Origin of the sequence: Pseudomonas sp. SF2, assembly GCF_036858055.1 — a bacterium.
Lineage (GTDB): Bacteria > Pseudomonadota > Gammaproteobacteria > Pseudomonadales > Pseudomonadaceae > Aquipseudomonas.
On the sequence record NZ_JAMBDI010000032.1, the window covers coordinates 16,139 to 37,484 of the forward strand.

19 protein-coding genes are annotated in these 21,346 nt (G+C 63.1%); 10 read left to right on the plus strand and 9 right to left on the minus strand.

Annotated features, from left to right (window positions below):
• Nucleotides 1-237: 237 nt before the first annotated feature.
• Entirely contained in the window at nucleotides 238-1,104 is an 867-nt protein-coding gene (gene dapA / locus M2S36_RS19495; RefSeq protein WP_333957676.1) for a 4-hydroxy-tetrahydrodipicolinate synthase, read from the plus strand.
• Here dapA and M2S36_RS19500 read toward each other — a convergent pair.
• Complete coding sequence (locus M2S36_RS19500; RefSeq protein ID WP_207830422.1) at nucleotides 1,090-1,566, minus strand: GNAT family N-acetyltransferase; 477 nt, start codon at nucleotides 1,564-1,566, stop codon at nucleotides 1,090-1,092. The two genes, dapA and M2S36_RS19500, sit on opposite strands and share 15 nt — an antisense overlap.
• Nucleotides 1,567-1,577: 11 nt before the next feature.
• Here M2S36_RS19500 and M2S36_RS19505 point away from each other — a divergent pair, with 11 nt between their 5' ends.
• Complete coding sequence (locus M2S36_RS19505) at nucleotides 1,578-2,246, plus strand: alpha/beta fold hydrolase (protein ID WP_233688248.1); 669 nt, start codon at nucleotides 1,578-1,580, stop codon at nucleotides 2,244-2,246.
• A gap of 8 nt (nucleotides 2,247-2,254) precedes the next feature.
• Here the strand turns inward: M2S36_RS19505 and M2S36_RS19510 are convergent, their stop codons facing one another.
• Entirely contained in the window at nucleotides 2,255-3,943 is a 1,689-nt protein-coding gene (locus M2S36_RS19510; protein ID WP_233688247.1) for an NAD(P)H dependent flavin oxidoreductase family protein, read from the minus strand.
• Between the two features lie 78 nt (nucleotides 3,944-4,021).
• Between M2S36_RS19510 and pdxR the strand changes: the two genes are divergently transcribed.
• The 3 genes from pdxR (at nucleotide 4,022) to M2S36_RS19525 (ending at nucleotide 7,848) form a co-directional block, all read left to right on the plus strand.
• The gene (gene pdxR / locus M2S36_RS19515; RefSeq protein WP_333957678.1) at nucleotides 4,022-5,521 is read left to right on the plus strand and encodes a MocR-like pyridoxine biosynthesis transcription factor PdxR; all 1,500 of its coding nucleotides are present in this window, start codon (nucleotides 4,022-4,024) and stop codon (nucleotides 5,519-5,521) included.
• Nucleotides 5,522-6,148: 627 nt separating this feature from the next.
• Complete coding sequence (locus tag M2S36_RS19520; protein ID WP_333957679.1) at nucleotides 6,149-7,054, plus strand: LysR substrate-binding domain-containing protein; 906 nt, start codon at nucleotides 6,149-6,151, stop codon at nucleotides 7,052-7,054.
• An 89-nt stretch (nucleotides 7,055-7,143) separates the two neighbouring features.
• Nucleotides 7,144-7,848, plus strand: coding sequence for an SDR family oxidoreductase (locus M2S36_RS19525; protein ID WP_207830411.1), 705 nt, complete (start codon nucleotides 7,144-7,146; stop codon nucleotides 7,846-7,848).
• Between the two features lie 6 nt (nucleotides 7,849-7,854).
• On the opposite strand, the gene M2S36_RS19530 is transcribed toward M2S36_RS19525, so the two are convergent.
• Nucleotides 7,855-8,253, minus strand: coding sequence for a tetratricopeptide repeat protein (locus tag M2S36_RS19530; RefSeq protein WP_063913598.1), 399 nt, complete (start codon nucleotides 8,251-8,253; stop codon nucleotides 7,855-7,857).
• Nucleotides 8,254-8,508: 255 nt separating this feature from the next.
• On the opposite strand from M2S36_RS19530, the gene M2S36_RS19535 reads away from it, so the two are divergent.
• Nucleotides 8,509-10,134: a methyl-accepting chemotaxis protein gene (locus M2S36_RS19535; protein WP_233694906.1), complete on the plus strand. Its 1,626-nt coding sequence runs from the start codon at nucleotides 8,509-8,511 to the stop codon at nucleotides 10,132-10,134.
• A gap of 250 nt (nucleotides 10,135-10,384) precedes the next feature.
• Here the strand turns inward: M2S36_RS19535 and M2S36_RS19540 are convergent, their stop codons facing one another.
• The 5 genes from M2S36_RS19540 to M2S36_RS19560 all read right to left on the minus strand — a co-directional run bounded on the left by M2S36_RS19540 (nucleotide 10,385) and on the right by M2S36_RS19560 (nucleotide 16,554).
• Nucleotides 10,385-10,717 (minus strand): hypothetical protein, encoded by a 333-nt coding sequence (locus M2S36_RS19540; protein WP_207830403.1) that lies wholly within the window; start codon nucleotides 10,715-10,717, stop codon nucleotides 10,385-10,387.
• A gap of 92 nt (nucleotides 10,718-10,809) precedes the next feature.
• Complete coding sequence (locus tag M2S36_RS19545) at nucleotides 10,810-12,651, minus strand: potassium transporter Kup (RefSeq protein WP_333957687.1); 1,842 nt, start codon at nucleotides 12,649-12,651, stop codon at nucleotides 10,810-10,812.
• A 182-nt stretch (nucleotides 12,652-12,833) separates the two neighbouring features.
• Nucleotides 12,834-14,060, minus strand: coding sequence for an MFS transporter (locus M2S36_RS19550; protein ID WP_207830397.1), 1,227 nt, complete (start codon nucleotides 14,058-14,060; stop codon nucleotides 12,834-12,836).
• 424 nt (nucleotides 14,061-14,484) lie between these two features.
• Nucleotides 14,485-15,360, minus strand: a complete 876-nt coding sequence (locus tag M2S36_RS19555) for a universal stress protein (RefSeq protein WP_233694907.1) — start codon at nucleotides 15,358-15,360, stop codon at nucleotides 14,485-14,487.
• Between the two features lie 252 nt (nucleotides 15,361-15,612).
• A complete protein-coding gene (locus tag M2S36_RS19560; RefSeq protein WP_207830392.1) occupies nucleotides 15,613-16,554 on the minus strand; it encodes a LysR family transcriptional regulator in 942 nt (313 codons plus the stop codon).
• Between the two features lie 143 nt (nucleotides 16,555-16,697).
• On the opposite strand from M2S36_RS19560, the gene M2S36_RS19565 reads away from it, so the two are divergent.
• Nucleotides 16,698-17,840, plus strand: coding sequence for an iron-containing alcohol dehydrogenase (locus tag M2S36_RS19565; protein ID WP_207830391.1), 1,143 nt, complete (start codon nucleotides 16,698-16,700; stop codon nucleotides 17,838-17,840).
• 45 nt (nucleotides 17,841-17,885) lie between these two features.
• Complete coding sequence (locus M2S36_RS19570; RefSeq protein ID WP_207830389.1) at nucleotides 17,886-19,229, plus strand: MFS transporter; 1,344 nt, start codon at nucleotides 17,886-17,888, stop codon at nucleotides 19,227-19,229.
• Nucleotides 19,230-19,350: 121 nt separating this feature from the next.
• Here the strand turns inward: M2S36_RS19570 and M2S36_RS19575 are convergent, their stop codons facing one another.
• Entirely contained in the window at nucleotides 19,351-20,178 is an 828-nt protein-coding gene (locus M2S36_RS19575) for a helix-turn-helix domain-containing protein (RefSeq protein WP_241106568.1), read from the minus strand.
• A 190-nt stretch (nucleotides 20,179-20,368) separates the two neighbouring features.
• Between M2S36_RS19575 and M2S36_RS19580 the strand changes: the two genes are divergently transcribed.
• Together M2S36_RS19580 and M2S36_RS19585 are read left to right on the plus strand one after the other, a co-directional pair.
• Entirely contained in the window at nucleotides 20,369-20,806 is a 438-nt protein-coding gene (locus tag M2S36_RS19580) for an MAPEG family protein (RefSeq protein ID WP_207830384.1), read from the plus strand.
• Nucleotides 20,807-20,903: 97 nt separating this feature from the next.
• Nucleotides 20,904-21,137, plus strand: coding sequence for a hypothetical protein (locus tag M2S36_RS19585; RefSeq protein ID WP_207830381.1), 234 nt, complete (start codon nucleotides 20,904-20,906; stop codon nucleotides 21,135-21,137).
• The last annotated feature ends 209 nt before the right edge of the window (nucleotides 21,138-21,346 follow it).

The following is a 21,346-nucleotide window of genomic DNA, read 5'->3' on the forward strand; positions in this document are numbered from 1 at the left end:
ACGGGCTTCCCTGCATGTCCATCTCCAACCACGCCATTTCCGCTTCGGGCTTCATCGCCCAGGCAGGCGCGTGCGTTGCCGTTGCCAAGAAATCCAAGAAACAGCCGCTCATCTGACCGAGGCGCGCTGTCTCGTCAGGTGGGCTGACGAGACAGAAGGCGCCAGGTATCCCTGCCAGACCACTTCCACTCTTCGCCCTGCTGACGCTGACTTTCGGTCAACATCAGGAGTTTTTGCATGTCGAATTTCCGTGGTATCTGGGTCGCCCTCGTCACGCCATTGCGCGCCAATGAAATCGACTTTACTGGCCTGGAAAAACTGGTGAAGAAGCTGCTCGAAGAGGGTGTCACCGGTTTTGTGGTATGTGGCACCACGGGCGAAGCGGCGGCGCTGTCCAAGGCCGAGCAACTGGCCGTGCTGGACGCTGTGCTGGCCTGGGTGGAACCGGGCAGGGTGGTGATGGGCCTGTCGGGTTACAACCTGCGCGAACTGTTGGCCTTCCAGGCTGAAATCCAGCAGCGTGACATTGGCGGGCTTCTGGTCCCTGCACCGTGCTACATCCGGCCTTCGCAGGCCGGCATCGAGGCGTTCTTCAGCACCGTGGCGGATGCCGCCAGCGTGCCGGTGATCGTCTACGACATTCCCTACCGTACCGGGGTACGCATCGAGCGTGAAACCCTGCGCCGCATCGTGCGCCACCCGCGCATTGCAGCGGTGAAGGACTGCAGCGGTGATAGCGAGACCACCATGGCCCTGATCCAGGACGGCCACGCCCAGGTGCTGGCCGGTGAGGACGTTCAGATCTTCAACAACCTGTGCCTGGGCGGTGCGGGGGCCATTTCGGCTTCGGCGCATGTGCGGGCTGACCTGTACGTGCGCATGTTGCAGCAGGTCGACCATGGCGACTGGCTAGCCGCGCGAGGGACGTTCTACCAGTTGCTGCCGTGGATGAAAATGGCCTTTGCCGAGCCTAACCCGGCCGTGATCAAGGCAGCATTGCAGATGCAAGACCTGATTGCTGACGAGCTGCGCGAGCCCATGCAGGCCTGCACGGAAACCACCCGGGGCAAGCTGCAAGGCGTGCTGGACTCACTCGGCGCCTGAGGCGGCTGCAGCACGTGGCCGCAAGGGCATTTCCATCGGCTGGTAGGTCAGTCCGGCGAACTCGCCCACTTCACCTGCCAGGTTGAAACCGTAGCGCTGGTAGGCCGGCACCGAAGACAACGATGCCCTGACGGTGACGATTTCAGCCCTGGCATGCTCAAGCGCGGCGCTCATGAGGCGCGCGCCGATGCCTTGACGTTGGCACCTTGGTGCAATGAACAGCATCGCCACGTGGCGGCCTTCCTTGAGTTCGATCAACCCCGTGATGACACCGTCCACGATGCACACCAGTATCAGGTTGTCGCCCTGCATGCGCTCGGCAAACGCCAGGGGCGCGGCCACCCTGGTGAAGGTTTCGATGCCTTGTGCCGACAGCGAGGGCGCGACCGCCTGCATGAAGGCATCCAGGCACACGGCGCTGGCATGGGTGAGGTCGTCAGGGGTGAGTTTGCGTATGTGCATGGCAGTCGTCCGTGTCTGGTATTGTCCTGTTGCCAACTTTAGCCTGTTACTGGATCAAGGAGAGAGCCATGACGACTTCACCGGAAAAGATCCTTTTCCTGCCCGGCGCCTCTGGCAACGTTGCCTTCTGGCACCCGGCCGCCGCGGCGATGAGTACGCCAGCAATCGTCCGGCACCTGGGCTGGCCCGGTTTCGGCAACGTGCCAGCCAACCCGAATGTTTCCTGCCTGCAGCACCTCGCAGCCCTTGCCCTTGGCGAAGTCGACAGGCCCACGGCCTTGGTGGCGCAGTCCATGGGTGGGGTGGTTGCGGTGCTCCTTGCGCTGGAGCGCCCAGCGTTGATTACGCACCTGGTCCTGAGCGTGACTTCAGGCGGCATGGACCTTTCTGCCTTTGGTGCTGCTGACTGGCGTGCAGAATTCGAAGCGGAGAACCCCAAGCTGCCGCGCTGGTTTCTCGATGACCGCACTGATCTGACGGCGCGCCTCTGCGAGCTGCGCATGCCTGTACTGCTGTTATGGGGAGGTTCAGACCCGATCAGCCCTGTCGCTGTTGGCGAGTGCTTGATGCAGTTGATACCAAACGCCAGCCTGCAGGTGTTTGCCGATGCCGGCCATGACCTTGGCCATAGCCATGCCGAAGCGGTCGCGCGCCTGATTGACGCGCACCTTGCTTCCTGACGGTTGTTTCAAGCTGCCGTAGCCACGACCGGCCTGGCCTCGCCGATCAGGATATCCTCGAAAAACGCTCCGACCGGCTCGGTAGGGTGGCACAACTGAATCTCCAGCACCCACACCACCTCGCTCGGGACGATTTCCACCTCGGCCAGTTTGTCCTGCCCATACAGCACATGCGGGAAGTCGGCGATGCGATGCCCAGCCAGGTTGCGTTCCAGCTGCCAGCCTTTCGCCTGGGCACTGCGCTCGGCGAAGTCATACAGCTCGCGCCCGGTCAGGCCACGCCCCCAGGCCTGGCGGGTTTCGTCGAACACTTCATGCAGTGCCTTGACGCAGGCGTGGTGCAGGTCGTGCTGGCCAAACACGAAGGTGTCGCCATAGTCGCCTTCATAGCCATCCCATACCGGGCCGACATCGACCACGACGATATCCGTGGTACGTAATACGCGTTGAGGATCAATACCTTGGCGCGGCGTGCGCACGGTGTCGTCGCCAAAACGGATGTAGGTCGGGTGCCAGGTGTGCGATGCGCCCATCGCCTGCAAGGTCTGCGCGGCCATCTCCAGCGCCTGGGCAGTGGTCATCCCGACTTGTAGCTGGCTGGCGATCGCCGCCACGGCCCGTACCGACTGCTCGCGGGCCGCGAGCATGCCGTCCAGCGAGTAGCGCGGGCCGACTTTTTCCAGCACCGGGTGCAATGGGTTGGTCGTTGAAGCCTCGGGCACCAGTGCGCCGCTGGCAACGAAAGCCTCGGCGACAAAGCGATGGGGCTGCAGGCCTGCCGCGAGGCACTGCTCGCGAGCCTGGCTGATCATCGCGGCATTGCCGCAGGCATAGACCTGGGTGTCGGCCCAGCGATGGGCCTGGGCCAGCGCCACCTGCTGCACCCGCGCCTGGTCCGACAGCACCGGGTGCCAGTGAAAGTGAGCGTGTGCACGGCAGGCCTGGTCGAGAAATTCACGGTCATAGAAGTCTGCGTTCGATCTGCCGCCCCAGTACAACGTGACCTCGGCATCACCTGCCAGGGCGGTCAGCAGCAATGGCTTGATGCCGGCGTAACCTGTACCGGTGGCGAACAGCACCAGGGGGCGTTGGTCCTCATGCTGCCAGGTGCAGGCACCCACCGGCCCTTCAAGCTTCAAGGTGTCACCTGCTTGCAGGGTTGGCAGCAGGTGTTCGGTAAACAGGCCGCCACTGACCTTGCGGATGTGAAACACCAGTTGCCCCTGGTCCTGGGCGGGCAGGTTGGCGATGGAAAAACAGCGGCTGTCGCCGTTGTCGAGCCGAAAGCGTACGTACTGGCCAGCCCGTACCACCAATGGCTGTGCAGGCTGCAGCACCAGTTCGACGATATCGGCGCTCAGTTCGCGTTTGCCGCGGACCTGTGCCTGGAGTTCCAGTGCCGGGGTTTCCAGGGACCAGCCGGGAATTTCCAGACACATATCACTGCAGGCGTGGCTCTGGCACAGCAACATTTCGTCGGCTGCCAGGGGGTAGCAGGGCGCGGGCGTGTCTGCTGCCCGCTGCTTGTCCCGATACTGCCCCGACACCACCTTGACCTTGCACGATCCACAGGCGCCGCGGCGGCAGGAGAAGGGTACCGGCAGGCCGCTGGCGAGCATGGCATCGAGCAGCAACTCCTGGCTGGCGTCGAAGGTTTTGCCCGAGGGCGACAATTCAATGACATGGCGGTTTTGCATGAGCACCTCGGGGCAAATGGAGGTTCGATTGTTGCTATAGTCCAGGACCAGTAGAACCTCCAGTTTTGGTTAATTCACATGGTCCAGCTTCGCAAATGGCAGCCGCTGCTCAAGCTCGACGGGGCGCAGCCGCAGGCTTCGTACAGGCAGATTGTCGAGGGCCTGGTCGCCGCGATCACCGAGGGCCGCCTGCGCCCCGGCACGCCGTTACCCGGCACGCGGGAAATGGCGCAACTGCTGAACGTCAATCGCAAGACGGTGATCCTCGCCTACGAGGAAGCAGAGACCAAAGGCTGGCTGGAAAGCGTGCAACGCCGCGGCACCTTCGTCAGTCGGCAACTGGCAGTTGGCACCCTGCCCGAGCCCGATGCAGCGCGGCCCTTTGCCCTGGTGCTGCCAGAGGAGCCTGCCGTTGCCTACTTCACGGCCAACGAACAGGCTGCCGCGCAGCAGGATCGGCCGGGTGCGCTGTTTTTCGACAACGGCGCCTGTGACCACCGCCTGCTGCCGCAGACCGTTCTGCACCGCTATTACCGTAATGCCTTGCGCAACAGCTTCACCGCCAACACCGTGCGCCATGGCAGCGCGTGCAGCAGCCATTACCTGCGCAGCGCCTTGGCCGACATGCTGCGGCACAATCGCAGCCTGAACGTTGGCGCCGAGCATATCTGCCTGACCCAGGGCGTGCAGATGTCGCTGTACCTGGTGGCCAGCGTGCTGCTCAAGCCCGGTGACGTTGTGCTGGTCGAGCGCTTGAGCTATCCGCCCGCGTGGGAGATCTTCCGCCAGCTGGGTGCCCGGCTGGTCACCGTGGAGCTAGATGACGAGGGCTGCCGGGTCGACCAGATCGATGCACTGTGCCGGCTGCACAAGGTGCGCATGCTGTACATCACACCCCATCACCAGTTCCCGACCACGGTCAGCCTGCCTGCCGGGCGCCGGCAGCAGTTGCTGGAGCTGGCGCGGCAGCACGACTTTTGCGTGGTCGAGGAAGACTACGACCATGAGTACCACTTTGCCGGGCGGCCTTACCTGCCGCTGGCCAGCGACCGTCAGCAGCGGCATGTGATCTACATTGGTTCATTGTCCAAGTCCTTGGGCAGTACCTTCCGTTGCAGTTTCATCGTGGCGCCGGCGGAGGTGGCCGTGGTGCTCGAGCGCAGGGCGACGCTGACCCTGGGGCAGGGCGATGCGGTGATGCAGCAGATGCTGGCGGACCTGATCAATGATGGCGAGCTGAAGAAGCACTTGCGTCGGGTTGCGCGGGAGTATCGTCAGCGTCGGGAGACCCTGTTGGCTTGCTTGCGCGATGCCTTTGGCGAGCAGGTAGCTGTAAAGGCACCGGAAGGCGGGCTGGCGCTGTGGGTGAGGTTTGCCGACTCGATCGATGTGGACCAACTGGTTGGCAAAGCGCTGGCGTTGGACCTGGTGGTACGCAGTGGCCGGCAGTTTTCGCCGTTTGGTCATGCGGAAAATGCCTTGCGCCTGGGGTTTGCCTCGCTGGACATGGATGAAATCCGGCTGGCTACGCAACGTTTGGCGCAAGCGGCGAAGGCGATTGCAACATCGGCCCTGTAGGCGCAACGGTCTTGCTCAAGCTCTAAAAGCTAGCGCAGTCCCTGTGGGAACTGGCCCAGCCCTTTGGGCTGCGCTGTCGCGTAGATAACTGAAATCGCAAGCAGTCCGCGTACCCTGTGGGAGCGGCTTTAGCCGCGAAGAATCCAACGCGGTGCCATAGATCGTGTCGCCTGCTTCGCGGGTGAACCCGCTCCCACAGGTATGGTGCAGGTTTCGGGTACCCTCGGTTCCTGTGGGAGCGGGCATGCCCGCGAACACCGGCAACGCCGGTGCCATCCACCGCGTTACCTGATCAGGCTTGAGCGGGCTATTTGCGCTGCCACACCTAGCCTTGTTCGCTGACCACCCAGGGCCTGTCCGCGGCATCGATAAGCACTTCACCCAGCGCTGCGCAGGGTTGTGGTCAAGCCAGTGCGCCTGCCCAGCGAGCACCTGCTCGGCAAGCGCGGTCAGCCGCAACGGCCGTTGTGTCCAAGACAGGTCGAGCAGGCCGTAGTGGCGGAATGCATTGATGGCGGGCATGCCAACTCCTTTGGGCTCTGTCCGCCGACAAAGCATCGACTTCCTCGGCCGATGAGGATAGCCTCGGCGCAATGCTGCCGAGCAGCCAATAGAAAAATCATCGCCATGCCTGCAGGTTTTCCCGGGTTGCCCTCACTCAATGCGTTACGGGTGTTCGAAGTGGTGGCGCGTCACTTGAACTTCCGCCTGGCCGCCGAGGAGCTCGGCGTCACCCAAGCCGCTGTTGCCCAGCAGATTCGTGGGCTGGAGGCCGGTCTGGAGGTTCGCCTGTTCGAGCGTTTGCCGCGCGGCCTAGGCCTGACCGATGCCGGGCATGCCTACAGCACCAGCGTGCGCAGTGCCTTGGCGATGATCGACGAAGCCACGCGGCTGTTGCGTCCGGCGCCCTCCCATCTCACGGTCAGCGTAACGCCAACCTTTGCTTCGAAATGGCTGATCCCCAAGCTGGGGCACTTTGCCGAGCACAACCCCGAGATTGACTTGCGGGTGCTGGCCACCGACCGGCTTTCGCATTTTCATACCGATGGTGTGGACCTGGCCGTGCGTTATGGCCAGCCGCCGTTCGGTGCCGGGCTGAACGCCGAGTTGCTGATGGAGCCACCGGTGGTCGCGGTGGCGAGCCCGGCGTTGTTGGCAGACGTGGGCTGGCCTGAGGGTTTTGCCGCCTTGCAGCGCTATGTGGCATTGCACGATGCGCACAACTTCTGGCCGCAGTTCTGCGCTGCGGTGTTCCCTGGTCACCCGACGCCCACGGCGAAGACCGTGCGCTTCAACCAGACTTCGCTGGCCATCGAAGCTGCCATAGGCGGGCAGGGCATTACATTGGCCAGCCATGCCTTCGTCAGCGACGATATCGCCGCCGGCCGGCTGGTGCAGGTGTTCCCCCAGCAACTGCGGCTGGACAAGGCGTTCTACCTGGTATGGCCGCGCAAGGGGCAGCCGCCAGCGACTCTGCAAATCGTCAGGGCGTGGCTCAAGGCTCAGGCTGACGAAAGAAAAACTACTGGCTAGACGAAGTCCGGCTGCCTCCCTGCGCACCTGTGTGGCTGCTAGTGTGAATGCACTTGCAAACACAGGGTTCCATCGCCGAAGGAGGCAATATGTCTGTGCAAAAGGTAGCAATCATCACCGCCGGTGGCAGCGGCATGGGCGCAGCAGCGGCACGTCGCCTGGCTGCCGACGGCTTCAAGGTCGGCATCCTGTCGTCCTCGGGCAAGGGCGAAGCACTGGCCAAGGAGCTGGGTGGTATCGGTGTTACCGGCAGCAACCAGTCGGTCGAGGACTTGCAGCGCCTGGTGGATGCCGTGGTCGGGAAGTGGGGGCGCGTCGATGTGCTGGTCAACAGCGCCGGCCACGGCCCGCGCGCGCCGATCCTGGAGATCAGCGACGAAGACTGGCACAAGGGCATGGATACGTACCTGCTCAATGTTATCCGCCCGGCACGCCTGGTGACGCCAGTCATGCAACGGCAGAAGGGGGGAGTGATCATCAACATCTCTACCGCCTGGGCATTCGAACCCAACGAAATGTTCCCCACATCGGCGGTGTTCCGCTCGGGCCTGGCGGCGTTCAGCAAGATCTTCGCCGACACCTATGCCGTGGACAACGTGCGCATCAACAACGTATTGCCTGGCTGGATCGACAGCCTGCCGGCCACAGAGCAGCGGCGCGACAGCGTACCGCTCAGGCGCTATGGCACCAGCGAGGAAATTGCCGCCACCATTGCATTCCTGGCCAGCGACGGAGCTGCCTATATCACCGGGCAGAACATCAAGGTCGATGGTGGCCTGACGCGCAGCGTCTGACCGCCCTCAGTACGCAGCCGTCGGCAGCACGCCGTCGCCCTGGGCCTTGTGCGCGGCTTCTATCAGCTGCAGGTTGCGGCTGCGTAGTGCGTGATTGTTGCCAACACGCAGGTTGGAGCGCTGCGCCAGGGTTTCGGCCTGTTCGTACAACCCTTGCTGAAGGCGCAGGACGCCAAGGTAGTGCAGGGTTGCCGGGTTGTTCGGCTGAATGTGCAGCGCGCGCTCCAGGGTGGCTGCCGCCTGGTCCAGTTGGCCGTCGGCATACTGTTGCGAGGCGGTTTCGATCAGCACGGTCGAGGCATGGTTGCTGCGTGCCGGCGCGGAGCGCTCGCCGGCCAGTGCGCCTGGTGCCGTGATTGCGCTGAACAACAGGAGCAAGGCGGACAGAACAGGTGTGCTGGGCATCGGCGGTAGACTCGGCAGGGCTTGGGCAAGCCCCTGGCTGGAGGGCAAGGGGATGCTATCGACCGAAGTGGAGCGTTGAAGTTCCCGCTTGGGCAATTTGTTGCCTGTTCCCCGCCCTTTGCCCTGGCAACATCTGTTCGGTTACCGCCCAAAACCGCATTCCGGCGCCTCAAGCCTGCGTCAGTACCTCCGATAGCAGCACACCCACCATCGAATCATCGACCAGAAGTGGTGCCAACAAGGAGTACTGCCCGCATGCTTGCCAACCTGAAGATCCGCACCGGAATGTTCTGGGTGTTGTCGCTGTTCAGTCTGACCCTGCTGTTTTCCACCGTCAGTGCCTGGCGTGCAGCGGTGGGTAGCGACCAGCAGATCACCGAACTGGACCAGACCGCGCACCAGTCGGACCGGTTGAACAATGCGTTGCTGATGGCGATTCGCGCCAGCGCCAATGTGTCCTCGGGCTTCATCGAGCAACTGGGTGGCCATGAGGAAAGTGCCAACAAGCGCATGGCGCTGTCGGTCGAGCTGAACGACAAGAGCCAGAAGCTGGTGGACGAGTTTGTCGAAAACGCCCGCGAGCCTGTACTGCACGCACTGGCAACCGCGCTGCAGGCCACCTATGGCGAGTACGCCAAGGCAGTCGCCGGGCAGCGTGAGGCAACCCGTCAACGTTCGCTTGAGCAGTATTTCAAGGTCAACACCGACGCCGGCAACGCCATGGGCCGGTTGCAGGCGCTGCGCCAGCAACTGGTCGGCGCGTTGAGTGAGCGCGGCCAGCAGATCATGCTGGAATCCGACCGGCGCCTGGCGCGCGCGCAGCTGCTGAGCCTGGCGCTGCTGGGCGTGACGCTGTTACTGGCGGCGCTGTGCTGGGCCTTTATTGCCCAGCGCGTGCTGCACCCGCTGCGCGAAGCCGGTCGGCACTTCCAGCGCATTGCCGGCGGCGACCTGAGCGTGCCGGTGCAGGGGCAGGGCAGTAACGAGATCGGCCAGCTGTTCCATGAGCTTGAGCGCATGCAGCAGAGCCAGCGCGACACCCTGGTGCAGATCAGCAGCTGTGCCGGGCAACTGGATGCAGCCGCCACGGCGCTGAATGCGGTCACCGAGGAAAGCGCCAACAACCTGCGCCAGCAGGGCCAGGAACTGGAGCAGGCCGCCACCGCTGTCACCGAGATGACCACAGCCGTGGAGGAGGTTGCGCGCAACGCCATCACCACCTCGCAGACCACCAGCGAATCCAACCAGCTGGCAGCGCAAAGCCGCCGGCAAGTCAGCGACAACATCGACGGCACCGAGGCCATGACGCGTGAGATCCAGGCCAGCAGCGCGCATCTGGAGCAACTGGTCGGGCAGGTGCGGGATATCGGCAAGGTGCTGGAGGTGATTCGCTCGGTGTCCGAGCAAACCAACCTGCTGGCGCTCAATGCCGCCATCGAGGCAGCCCGCGCGGGCGAGGCCGGGCGCGGCTTTGCGGTGGTGGCGGATGAGGTGCGTACGCTGGCCTACCGCACGCAACAGTCGACCCAGGAAATCGAGCAGATGATCGGGCGTGTGCAGGCGGGCACCGAAGCGGCCGTGGCCTCGATGCAGACCAGTACCAGCCGCGCCCAGTCGACGCTGGACGTGACCCTGGCCTCGGGGCAGGTGCTGGAGGGGATCTACAGTGCGATCGGCGAGATCAACGAGCGTAACCTGGTGATTGCCAGCGCAGCCGAAGAGCAGGCCCAGGTGGCGCGAGAGGTGGACCGCAACCTGCTGAACATTCGCGAGCTGTCGACATCCTCGGCAGCGGGGGCGCAGCAGACCAGTGAGGCGAGCAAGGCGTTGTCGCGGTTGGTGGGGGAGATGACGGCGTTGGTGGGGCGGTTCAGGGTTTGAGGTCAGGTGGGCATCAGGCTGTTGGGGGAGCAGTTGTCTTTACAAGGGCTTCCCCAGCCGAAGGAATGCGCCATGCCCGTTCTCATAGAACTGCACATAACTCATTGAGTTAGCAGGGACCCTGTGGGAGCNNCACCGGCGCAGCCGGTGCCATGCATCGCGTCGGATGCTTCGCAGCTGAAGCCGCTCCCACAGGTTCAGCGCCGCCCTTGAGGATTGTGCAGTGCCTGCAGGAGTGGCGTGCTTTCAGTTATCGATCATGCTTCGAAGAGGAGCGCCCGGCCTTGTTGTGCTCCTTGGAGTGGGCAATGCCAGACTGGGTAGTACCACGGCCGTTGTCATCGTTGCGCAAGCTGCCATAGTGATTACCGCTCTCGCCATGGTTGCGCGTGGCCTTGCCGGCATGGTCACTCTCATAACCGGCGCCATTGCCGTTGATGCCACCCTTGCCGCCACCCTGCCCACCGCCGTTGCCACCACCTTTGGCATAGGCGGAGCCGATCGGCGAGACATTGGCAGGCAACAATGCCGTTGCGCCGAGCGCCAGGGCACAAGTAAAGACGGCTACCAGGGGTTTTTTCATGTTTGTTCGCCTCCAGAAGGCGCAGGGGGAGCTTGGGTGCGGATAGGACATGAGGTTACCCTTCAAGTTCCGCTGGGTACTGCCCCGACTGCTCAGATCTCGACCTGAGTGCCAAGCTCGATCACCCGGTTCAGCGGCAGCTGGAAGTATTTGAGGTTGCTGTTGGCATTCTTCAGCAGGAAGGCAAACAGGTGCTCCCGCCAGCGGGCCATGCCCATCTGCTTGCCTGCAATGACCGTCTCCCGGCTGAGAAAATAGGTCGTGCGCATGGGGCCGAACTCCAGGTCCGCACGCTGGCAGCGGCTTAACGCCAACGGCACGTCGGGTTCCTCCATGAAACCGAAATGCAGGTTCACGCGGAAGAAACCGTCACCAAACGCCTCGATCTCAAAGCGCTTGCCAGCGCTGACTCGTGGCTCATCCTCGAACACGACGGTCAACAGCACCACCTGCTCATGCAGTACCTGGTTATGCAGCAGGTTGTGCAGCAAGGCGTGAGGCACCGCCTCGGGCCTGGCGGACAGGAACACCGCAGTACCGCCCACGCGGTGAGGCGGCTGGGCCTTGAGGCTGTTGATGAACAGGTCCAGCGGCAGCGAACTCTCGTCCAGTCGCTCGACGATGATCCTTCGTCCGCGCTTCCAGGTGGTCATCAGGACGAACAGCGCCAGGCCCGCAATCACCGGAAATGCACCGCCCTGGAGGATCTTCGGCGCATTGGCGGCAAAATACAGGCTGTCGACCAGCAGGAACGCCAGCAGCATCGGCACTGCCAGCCAGCGTGGTGCCTTCCACAACAACAGCACCACTGCCGAGGCCAGCAGCGTGGTGATCAGCATGGTCCCGGTCACGGCTACACCATAGGCTGCCGCAAGCGCCCCGGACGACTCGAAGCCGACCACCAGCAGCACCACGCCGACCATCAGCGCCCAGTTCACCATGCCGATGTAGATCTGCCCCTGCTCCTCACTGGAGGTGTGCTGGATGAACATGCGCGGTATGTACCCCAGCTGGATGGCCTGGTGCGTCAGCGAGAACGCACCGGAGATCACGGCCTGGGACGCGATGATGGTGGCCAGGGTGGCCAGCCCGACCATGGGCAGCAGGGCCCATTCGGGCGCCAGCAGATAAAACGGGTTGCGCACTGCCTGCGGGTCGCCGAGGATCAAGGCGCCCTGGCCGAAGTAGTTCAGCACCAGGCCGGGCAGCACCAGCATGAACCAGGCCCGGGCAATGGGTTTGCGGCCGAAGTGCCCCATATCGGCGTAGAGTGCTTCGGCGCCGGTCAGGGCCAGCACCACCGCGCCCAGAATCGCCACCCCCATGCCCGGGTGCAGCAGGAAGAACTTCACCGCCCAGAGCGGATTGAGCGCCTGCAGCACTTCCGGGCGCTGGACGATGCCGTGCAGGCCCAGTGCACCCAGCACGATGAACCACAGCACCATGATCGGCCCGAAGAGGATGCCGATGCGCGCGGTGCCGTGCTTCTGGATCAGGAACAGCGCCACCAGCACCACCACCGACAGCGGCACGACCCAGTGTTCGATACCGTCGAAGGCCAGTTGCAGCCCCTCGACGGCCGATAGCACGGAAATCGCCGGCGTGATCATGCTGTCGCCGTAGAACAGCGCGGCGCCGAACAGGCCGAGCAGCACCAGCACCTTGCCCAGCCGCTGGTAGGGCGCCGCCGCCCGATGCGCCAAGGCGGTCAGGGCCATGATGCCACCCTCGCCCTGGTTGTCGGCACGCAGGATGAACAGTACGTACTTCAGCGACACCACCCACAGCAACGACCAGAACACCAGGGACAGCACGCCCAGTACACCGGCGGTATTGGCCTGCACGCCGTAGTGCCCGGCGAACACTTCCTTGAGGGTGTACAGCGGGCTGGTGCCGATGTCGCCATACACCACGCCGACAGCGGCGACGAGCATGCCGATGGGGTTGGACTTGCCGGGAAGGGATTGGTTAGCGATGACGGTGGACTGGCTCACGAAAGGCTTCTCTGGACTGGCGGGTTGAAATGCATGCCATCCTTGAGCATCGCGCGCCCAGTATTCCTTCTGGCTGTCGGCTCAGCCGTAAAAAGAGCGTAAAAAATCAGCCTGCGCCCTGCTCAGGCAGATTGTGCCGCCAGGCTGTTGCTGACGTTGCGCCCCAGCACCAGCACCGTAGCGAAACCGCAGCCCACCAGGGCCGTGGCCAGACTCAACAGTACCGAGCTGCCCAACTGGTCGACGATCCGCCCGCCGAAGAACGAACCCAGCGCAATGATCACCTGGAACATGGCGACGAACAGCGGCATGCCACGTTCGACATCCTTGGGCGCGACGACGAACATCCAGATACTGGCGCAGGCCGGGAACGCACCGAAGGCGAAGCCCCACAACCCGATCAACATTGCGGCACCGGTCATGCCGGTGGCGAAGTGGGGGAACAGGGCGGTGCTGGTGCCGATCATCAGTGCGACCAGCAGCAGAGTGTGACGTACGCTGCGGTTGGCGGCGAAACCGGCGAAGATGTTGCCGAATACCCCGGCCACACCATAGAGCAGCAGCAACGAGCCAATGGTCGGCCCATCGAAGCCGGAGCTTTGTTTGAAGAACGGGGCGACATAGGTGTACGCGGCAAAGTGCGCCAGGCCGATCAGCAACACGGCGATCAGGCCAACCCGCGCTTGTGGGTTGATGAACAGGGCCGGCAGGTCGCTGATGCGAATGGCCTTGTCCGGGTTGAGCCGCGGTAGCAACAGGATCTGCGCCAGCAGCACCGGTACGCCCAGTAGCGCGGTTACCAGGAAGGTCATGCGCCAGCCCATCAGGCCACTCAACCAGGTGCCTACCGGCACGCCCAGCACGGTGGCCAGGGTTACACCGACCATGATGATCGAGGTAGCCTGGGCTACGCCCACGCCCTTGGGCGCCAGGCGGCCGCTGAGGGCAATGGCCGTGGCCCAGAAACCGCCGATACTCACGCCCAGCAGTACGCGGCCGAACAGCAGCAGGCTGAAGTCACTGGCGTAGGCCACCACCGCGTTGGCGATGATCATGATCAGCGTCAAGCCGATCAGCAGGTAGCGACGGTCCAGGGCGCCAATGCCCACCGACAGCAATGGGGCGGCGAGGGCGGCCATGATGCCGGGCAGGGTAACCATCAGGCCGGCGTGGCCTGCACTGATGCCGAGGTCGCTGGCGACATCGTTGAGTACGCCCACCGGCAGAAACTCGCTGGTCACCAGGGCGAAGGCACCGACGGCGACGGAGAGAATGGCCAGCCACTGTTGGCTGACACTCTGTTGATCATGTTCGGGGCGGCCGCGAGGGGCCTGACTGGCACTTGGCATGGTATTGGATTCCAAGAGAGGGATGTCGCCTGAGGCAGGCGCAGGAGCGGGGGAAATGTGCTGGCGATTATAGGGGGTGGTTTTGCCGGGCCAACAGGCGGGGGGCTCGATAGTAATCATCAGCGCAATCGATGAAACGCCTTGCGCAGAGCACCCGCTGTTGGCCGGGGAGTTATGCTACAGGTTCCGCAAGCAGGTGTTGCGGAGGATGGCACGGGCTTCGCCCGTGTTCGCGGGTGAACCCGCTCCCACAGGTTTGTGTGCTGCTTGAGGCCAGAAAAGACCTGGGGACGCAACGGTCTTGCTCACAACCTGAACGCTGGCGCGATCCCTGTGGGAGCGGGTTTACCCGCGAAGCAGGCGCCGCGGTGGATAGCGCGGGCTTCGGTGGAGGACACACAAGCGTCCTCCCCATCAATCGACCCTATGGCGACACCAGCACATCGCACTGGGACTCGTTCAGCACATGCTTGGTGACGCTGCCAATCAGCAGCTCTTCAAGCGCACTTTCCCCTTGCTTGCCGACCACGATCAGGTCGCATTCCAGCGCTTGTTCCTGCTCGGCAATCTGCCAGCCAGGGTCACCGTGCACCACGATTTGCCGAGCATCGGCCACTCCGGCGATTTCGCTCAAGACTGCGAGTTGTTTCACCGCATCTTTGCGGATGACATTGCGATAGTGCGTCAGGGTGTCGTGATCGATGTTGGCGAAGCGCATGCTGCCTTCGAACGGCGCCTCGTACACATGCAGCAAAATGATCTCGGCCTGTGGGGCAATGGCTTTTGCCAGTTTGATGGCGCGCAGTGACGAAGACGAAAAATCAACTGCAACCAGCAAGGTGCGGTACGCATCGCGAGGTGCCTGCTTGACCACCAGCAAAGGGCAGGGCATGTGGTTCAGCATTTTCTGCACAGTGGAGCCCAGCAGCAGGCGCCTCGCCACGCTCTGGCCCTTTGCCCCACACACCAGCAGGTCGTTGCGTTTATCCTGCACCACGCGGGTGATCTCCGTGGTCACCGAGCCGTGCGCGACTTGCACGCCAGCGGCGATGTCGTAGCGCTGGAACAGCATTGCAGCCAGTGCGCGAATTTTTTCACCAGCGGTATCCAGTACACGCTTCAGCAGATCGTCATCAGGTGCCACCAGTTGCTTCAGGCGCTCGAAGGGGGCCGGGTTGGCAACGTATAGCAGGTCCAGTGATGCTTGTTGCGCCTTGCACAAGTGCGCAGCGCGCTCTGCCGCGTTGCGGGCAGAGGTGGACAGGTCGGTGGCTACCAGTACGTGGTTCAGCGGGCTCATGTGGGGTTCCTTATCCAAAGCCGCGCACGGTGATCGATGGCGATGCCTTGAGCACGATGCGCCTGGCGGTTGTCGATTCGTTCCTTGCTGGCAGCCATCGTCTCGCGAACCCGGCCCGGCGACTTGATGTGTGTCAAAGGAGTGAGTGACCTATCTTGAGCTGACCACTTCTGCGCACCAAATCAACGCCAGCGGGCATCGGCAACAAGTCCGCGGCTCATGATGCTCTAGGTCTTCTGTCTGGCAACACGATCAGCTGTCGTTGTGGTGTGCGCCATGCGACAGCAGCAGTTCGGCGAGCTTGTCCATGGCCGGTGTCGCCTGGCTGCCCTTGCGGGTGACCAGCTCATACGGGTCGCTGACCGAACCCATGGTCAGGGGCAGAATGCGGACCTGTTGGTTCATCGCACATTGCCGAGCCACGTCGATCGACACCAGTGCCACGAAGTCGGGGCTGTTCTGCAGCAGCGACAAGGTCGCCAGGATTGAGGTGGTCTCCACCAGGTGCAGCGGGAAGCGCAGCCCGGCATCGTGGAATTCGCGCTCGAGCTGTACCCGCATCGGCATGTTGGCCCGGTACACGATCCAGCGGCTCTCGGCCAGGTCTGCAAGGTTCAGGTTTTGCGCGTGCTTGAGCGGGTGGTCGATATTGGCAATGACCGCCAGCGTCTCGTCCTGGACAAACCGGCTGGAAAACAGCTGAGGGGTATTGCTCACGCTGGTGCGGCACAAGGCGACGTCCAGGCGACCGCTTTCGATCTGTGCCAGCAGCGACTGGCTGGTGTCTTCAATGATTTCGAACGACATCTGCGGCTGGATGCTGGCCAGCTGCGACACCGCCCTCATCAGCAATGGCACGGCGCCCATGATTGCCCCCACCGCCAGCCGGCCGCCGACCCCGCGCAGGATGGCATCCAGGTCATGCCGCAGGTTTGAAATGTCCGTTTGCACCACGCGTGCGTAGCGGATAGCGCAGTGCCCGGCAGCCGTGGGCTCCAGCCCGCGATTGGTGCGGTTGAACAGCACCGTGCCGAAGGTGGTTTCGATTTCCTGCAAGGCCTTGCTCGCCCCGGGCTGGGTAAGCCCGACACTGCTTGCCGCACCGAGCAGCGAGCGGTGCTCGTCCAGCTCGATGAGCAGGCGCAGGTGGCGAGCGTGGAGCCTGGACATGATCGAGTTGAGTGATGGGGTCATCTGGTATGCGTCCGGGTTATACCGATATGGATTGTTCTCAATACCATGGTCAGGCGCGCATTCCTATACTGGCGCTGCACGGTGTCGCATCCAGTGCGGCTGAACCGCCTATAAAAATAACCCCAGGAGGCTGCTGAGGCCCTATGTCCCTGATCAACTACATCACTCAGATCCAGTTCGATGTCGGCGCCATTGTGCATCTGCCTGCCGAGTGCGAGCGCATTGGTATAACCAGGCCTTTGATCGTGACCGACCGTGGCGTGCGTGCCGCCGGTATCGTCGATGTGGCCTTGAGCACGTTCAGCGGCAGCAGCGCGCAATGGCCGATCTATGACGGCACGCCGCCCAACCCGAACGAGAACGCCGTGCGTGAAGCGGTGGCCATGTTCCAGGAGTGTGGCTGTGACGGGATCATCGCCATTGGTGGGGGCTCGGCGATCGACCTGGCCAAAGGTGTGGCCGTGTGTGCCAGGCACGACGGCCCATTGAAAAGCTTTGCGGTGATCGAGGGCGGCCTGGCCCGCATCACACCGGCAACCGCACCGGTGATCGCCGTACCGACCACGGCGGGCACCGGCAGCGAGGTGGGGCGGGGTGCCATCCTGATTCTCGACGACGGGCGCAAGGTGGGTGTCATCTCGCCCCATGTGGTGCCCAAGGCCGCCATCTGCGACCCGGCGCTGACCCTTGGCCTGCCGGCGCAACTCACCGCCGCCACCGGCATGGATGCCATTGCCCATTGCCTGGAAACCTTCATGGCACCTGCATTCAACCCGCCCGCCGATGGCATTGCCCTGGATGGCCTGTGGCGTGCCTGGCGCTTCATCGAAACCGCCACCCGCGAGCCCGGCAACCTGGATGGCCGCATCAACATGATGAGTGCTTCGCTGCAAGGCGCCCTGGCATTCCAGAAGGGCCTGGGCTGCGTGCACAGCCTCAGCCACGCGCTGGGCGGTATCAACCCACGGCTGCACCACGGCACCCTCAACGCGATCTTCCTGCCCGCCGTCATCACCTTCAACCGCAAGGCCGAGACGGTGTTGAACGAGCACAAGATGCAGCGCATTGCCCTGGCGATGGGGCTGGCTGACGAAGGCCGGATCGAAGACGCCATCCGCCAGATGACTCGCGCGCTGGGCCTGCCGACCGGCCTGCGCGAGCTGGGCGTCAGCGAAGAGCTGTTCCCGCGCATCATCCAGGGCGCGCTGGCCGATCACAGCCACCGCACCAACCCACGTGAGGCATCTGCCGAAGACTACCAGTGGCTGCTTGAGGCATCCCTGTAATTCGCTGATCCGCTGTTCAACCAATAACAACAAAAGTGAACGCCCATGACTACCAAATATGCGCAAGCCGAGCTTGGCCGCGAGCCTGAAGCGACCGCGAGCTCGAACCCGCTCAGGAAGTACCAGGTCATCACCGTCAGCCTGCTGCTGGTGATCGGCATCATCAACTACGTCGACCGCAGCGCGCTGTCGATCGCCAACACTTCGATCCAGCGAGACATGGCGATCACGCCGTCGCAGATGGGCATTCTGTTGTCGGCGTTTTCCCTGGCCTATGCCTTTTCCCAGTTGCCGCTGGGCATGATCATCGACCGGCTGGGCAGCAAGATCTCGCTGGGGGCGGCGCTTCTGGGCTGGTCGGTGGCGCAGACAGCCACCGGCCTGATCAACAGTTTTTCCGCGTTCATCGGGCTGAGGGTGGTGCTGGGGATTGGCGAGGCACCGATGTTCCCGTCGGCGGCCAAAGCGCTGGCGGAGTGGTTCGCGGCCGAGAAACGCGGCACGCCGACCGGCATCGTGCTGTCATCGACCTGCATCGGGCCGTGCATTGCGCCGCCGCTGCTGACGCTGCTGATGGTCACCTGGGGCTGGCGAGGCATGTTCATCGTCACCGGGGTGTTCGGCATTCTGGTCGCCGCGTGCTGGTTTGCCTTCTATAAAAGCAAGGAACGTTACCTGGCCGAGTTGCCTGCCGAGGAGCGTGAGCGCCTGCTGGCGGCCCAGGCGCAAAAACAGGCGGTGGCAACGGCCAGGCCGAGCATGAAGGCACAACTGGCGGCATGGGCCGAGCTGTTCCGGCACAAGAGCACCTGGGGCGCTGTACTGGGCTTCATGGGGGTGATCTACATGCTGTGGCTGCACCTGACCTGGTTGCCGGGCTACTTCGAACGTGAGCACGGGTTGAGCTTGTACAAGACGGCCTGGGTGGTGTCCCTGGCCTACGTTTTTGGCGCCCTTGGCACCATTGTCGCGGGCCGTGTGTGCGACCGCCTGGTGAGGAACGGCGCCAGCGTGCTGGGTAGTCGCAAGCGGGTAGTGGTGAGTGCACTGTTCGCGGCGGCGGCTTTCACCGTGCCGCTATCGTTCGGCAGCGGCTTCATGCTCAGCGTGGCCCTGCTGTGCTGCGCGTTGTTCAGCGTGAACATGGCCAGTTCCACCGCCTGGATGATTGCCAACACCGTCGTGGATAGCCGGCGTGTAGCCTCGTTTGGCTCCATCCAGAACTTCGGCGGTTACCTTGCGGGTTCGGTGGCACCGATCGTGACGGGGTTCAGCATTCAGCAGACCGGGTCGTTTGCTTCGGCGTTCCTGATCAGTGCGGCGGTCGCGGCGGTGGCGGCGATGGCCTATGTGTTGCTGCTGAAGCAGCCAGTGTCTGCTGACAGGTAACTCCCATAGAAGATCGACCAGACCTTTGGGCTGCGCTTTCGCACAGGGAACAAGGCTCGCGTGACCGCATGTGCTTTTCAATTTTGAGCAAGACAGTTGCTCCCCAAAGGTGCCCGCTAAATCAACGATGAGGCCGACTCGGCGAATGGCCCTGTTCGAACGCCGCCAGCATCCTTTGCCGCGTCAGCGGGTCGGCAGGAATCAGGTGCTCGATGCGCAGCGATTCCACGGTGATGTCCAGTGGCATGCCGAAGGTGGTGAAGGTGGACAGAAACCTCAGCTCGCCGTCCGGGGTGTTCACACGGGTCAGCAACACCGGCGTGGCACTCGTCGCCTGGGTGGGGTTGCGTGGGGCTGGCAGGTCGCGCAGGCGCCTTGCCAGCGCCGGGTTGCCGGCGGCTTCCCTGGACGCACGTTGCCAGGCAACGGCGCGGATCTCCGCTGCATTGGCCAAATGGTCACCCAGGCCGCCGGGTTGAAGCAGTGTTTCCAACAGGTTGAGGCCTGACGCCGCCTGTGCGGCAATGCCCGCCATCGCCAACAGCAAGCCGGTGCTGGCATTTGCGGCGATGACGTTCCAGTTGCTGTCGATGACGATTGCAGGCGCCGGGTTGTTTGCCTGCAGGATGTGCTCGATGGCGGCATGCACCAAGGCCAGTTCGGGGGCATCGAGCGGCGAGGCTGCGTAGCGGGGGGCGTACCCGGCCGCGACGAACACTTCGTTGCAGTGCTCCAGTGGGGCGCCAAGGGCCGAAAGCAGGGCATGCAGTGTGCCGGGGCTGGCGTTGGCGCGCCCTGTCTCCACGCAGCTCAGATGACGCTGTGATAGCCCGGCCAGCAGCGAAAGTTCAAGCTGGCTGAGCCCGGCCTGCTGGCGCAGGTGGCGCAGTTGCTGGCCCGCCGATGTGCTCGGTGCGGGGCTTTTGCGATGGAATGGATGATGACTCATGCGTTGACCCTGACCGTCCTTGAGTACAGCGTCCATGACCTCACAGGTCATTGAGCGCAGCCAACCCTACCACTACCGTGCCGAAAAACCATACTCAGGAGAGGACGATGGGCATGCGTATCTGTGCGCTGGCGTTGCTGGGGCGGCTGATTCACTTTGTGGTCAGGGGCGTTGCCGGGGAGCGCCAGCCATGAGCAACGCCTTGGCTGTATACGCGCTGTGTGTGGTCGTGCTGTTCTTCAAGATGTTCATGGTCTCCTGTTACCAGGGTTTTTACCGCTTGCGCTTCGTGGCTTTCACCAATCCGGAGGATGCCGCTGTCTTCAAGCGACCTGCGCAGGTAGCGGAGCGGCCGGAGGTAGCTCGCGGCGCCAGGGTATGGGCCAACGATCTGGAAAATATCCCGGTATTCTTCGCCCTCTGCGGGCTGGCCATTGCCCTAGGTACAGCGGAGGGGCCCAACGCCGGGCTGAGCATCGTGTTCACCCTTGCCAGGGTCCTGCACACATGGGCCTATCTGGCAGAGGTGCAGCCCTGGCGTACCGTGTTTTATGGCATCGGGGTCGTTTGCCTGTTGGGTTTTTGCGTAATCATCACGGTGAGAGTAATGAATTCGTTTGTCTTCTGATACTGCTCGGCCTTAGATATGTTGCGGTTGCTTTTTCATGAGCCAACTTGATGCTTTCCTGTAACGGTACTAATACTAAGAAACTGCCGGGAGGGGGATGATCATGCAGACGCGCTTTGTTGTGGTTCCCGCTGTGCCGCTCAAGAAAGAGATTTACCCTCGCAGTCTTGGCTTTTCCGCGACGTTAGGGGAGGGGTATGACCTTTATGACACACAAGAGAAGCTGCGCCTGACCCTCAACTACCCGACACGCGCCGAGGCGGAATTCGTATGTGCGTCCCGCAACAGTTGCCTTGATGCTGGCGTGGCGGATATAGCCGGGAATGGTTGATGCTGATGATGTCCCGCGGGCCTTGAATGCGACGCGGTCCGGCTAGGAACAACTGACCGGCGTAGCCGGTGTCATGCACCACGATGCCTGCTTCGCGGGCGCGCGTCCGGCCGAGGATTGGCGCCATTCCTGTTAAGGCCATAGCCTCGCTCAAAGATCCTGAAGCCTGCACGGTCGGTGTGGGAGCGGCTTTAGCCGCGAACACCGGC

Bases quoted from the DNA above. Each gene is read 5' to 3' on its own strand.
- dapA (WP_333957676.1), top strand. From the start codon at position 238: ATGTCGAATTTCCGTGGTATCTGGGTCGCCCTCGTCACGCCATTGCGC.
- M2S36_RS19500 (WP_207830422.1), bottom strand. From the start codon at position 1,566: ATGCACATACGCAAACTCACCCCTGACGACCTCACCCATGCCAGCGCC.
- M2S36_RS19510 (WP_233688247.1), bottom strand. From the start codon at position 3,943: ATGCAAAACCGCCATGTCATTGAATTGTCGCCCTCGGGCAAAACCTTC.
- pdxR (WP_333957678.1), top strand. From the start codon at position 4,022: ATGGTCCAGCTTCGCAAATGGCAGCCGCTGCTCAAGCTCGACGGGGCG.
- M2S36_RS19520 (WP_333957679.1), top strand. From the start codon at position 6,149: ATGCCTGCAGGTTTTCCCGGGTTGCCCTCACTCAATGCGTTACGGGTG.
- M2S36_RS19525 (WP_207830411.1), top strand. From the start codon at position 7,144: ATGTCTGTGCAAAAGGTAGCAATCATCACCGCCGGTGGCAGCGGCATG.
- M2S36_RS19530 (WP_063913598.1), bottom strand. From the start codon at position 8,253: ATGCCCAGCACACCTGTTCTGTCCGCCTTGCTCCTGTTGTTCAGCGCA.
- M2S36_RS19535 (WP_233694906.1), top strand. From the start codon at position 8,509: ATGCTTGCCAACCTGAAGATCCGCACCGGAATGTTCTGGGTGTTGTCG.
- M2S36_RS19540 (WP_207830403.1), bottom strand. From the start codon at position 10,717: ATGAAAAAACCCCTGGTAGCCGTCTTTACTTGTGCCCTGGCGCTCGGC.
- M2S36_RS19545 (WP_333957687.1), bottom strand. From the start codon at position 12,651: ATGCTCGTCGCCGCTGTCGGCGTGGTGTATGGCGACATCGGCACCAGC.
- M2S36_RS19550 (WP_207830397.1), bottom strand. From the start codon at position 14,060: ATGCCAAGTGCCAGTCAGGCCCCTCGCGGCCGCCCCGAACATGATCAA.
- M2S36_RS19555 (WP_233694907.1), bottom strand. From the start codon at position 15,360: ATGAGCCCGCTGAACCACGTACTGGTAGCCACCGACCTGTCCACCTCT.
- M2S36_RS19560 (WP_207830392.1), bottom strand. From the start codon at position 16,554: ATGACCCCATCACTCAACTCGATCATGTCCAGGCTCCACGCTCGCCAC.
- M2S36_RS19565 (WP_207830391.1), top strand. From the start codon at position 16,698: ATGTCCCTGATCAACTACATCACTCAGATCCAGTTCGATGTCGGCGCC.
- M2S36_RS19570 (WP_207830389.1), top strand. From the start codon at position 17,886: ATGACTACCAAATATGCGCAAGCCGAGCTTGGCCGCGAGCCTGAAGCG.
- M2S36_RS19575 (WP_241106568.1), bottom strand. From the start codon at position 20,178: ATGAGTCATCATCCATTCCATCGCAAAAGCCCCGCACCGAGCACATCG.
- M2S36_RS19580 (WP_207830384.1), top strand. From the start codon at position 20,369: ATGAGCAACGCCTTGGCTGTATACGCGCTGTGTGTGGTCGTGCTGTTC.
- M2S36_RS19585 (WP_207830381.1), top strand. From the start codon at position 20,904: ATGATCATGCAGACGCGCTTTGTTGTGGTTCCCGCTGTGCCGCTCAAG.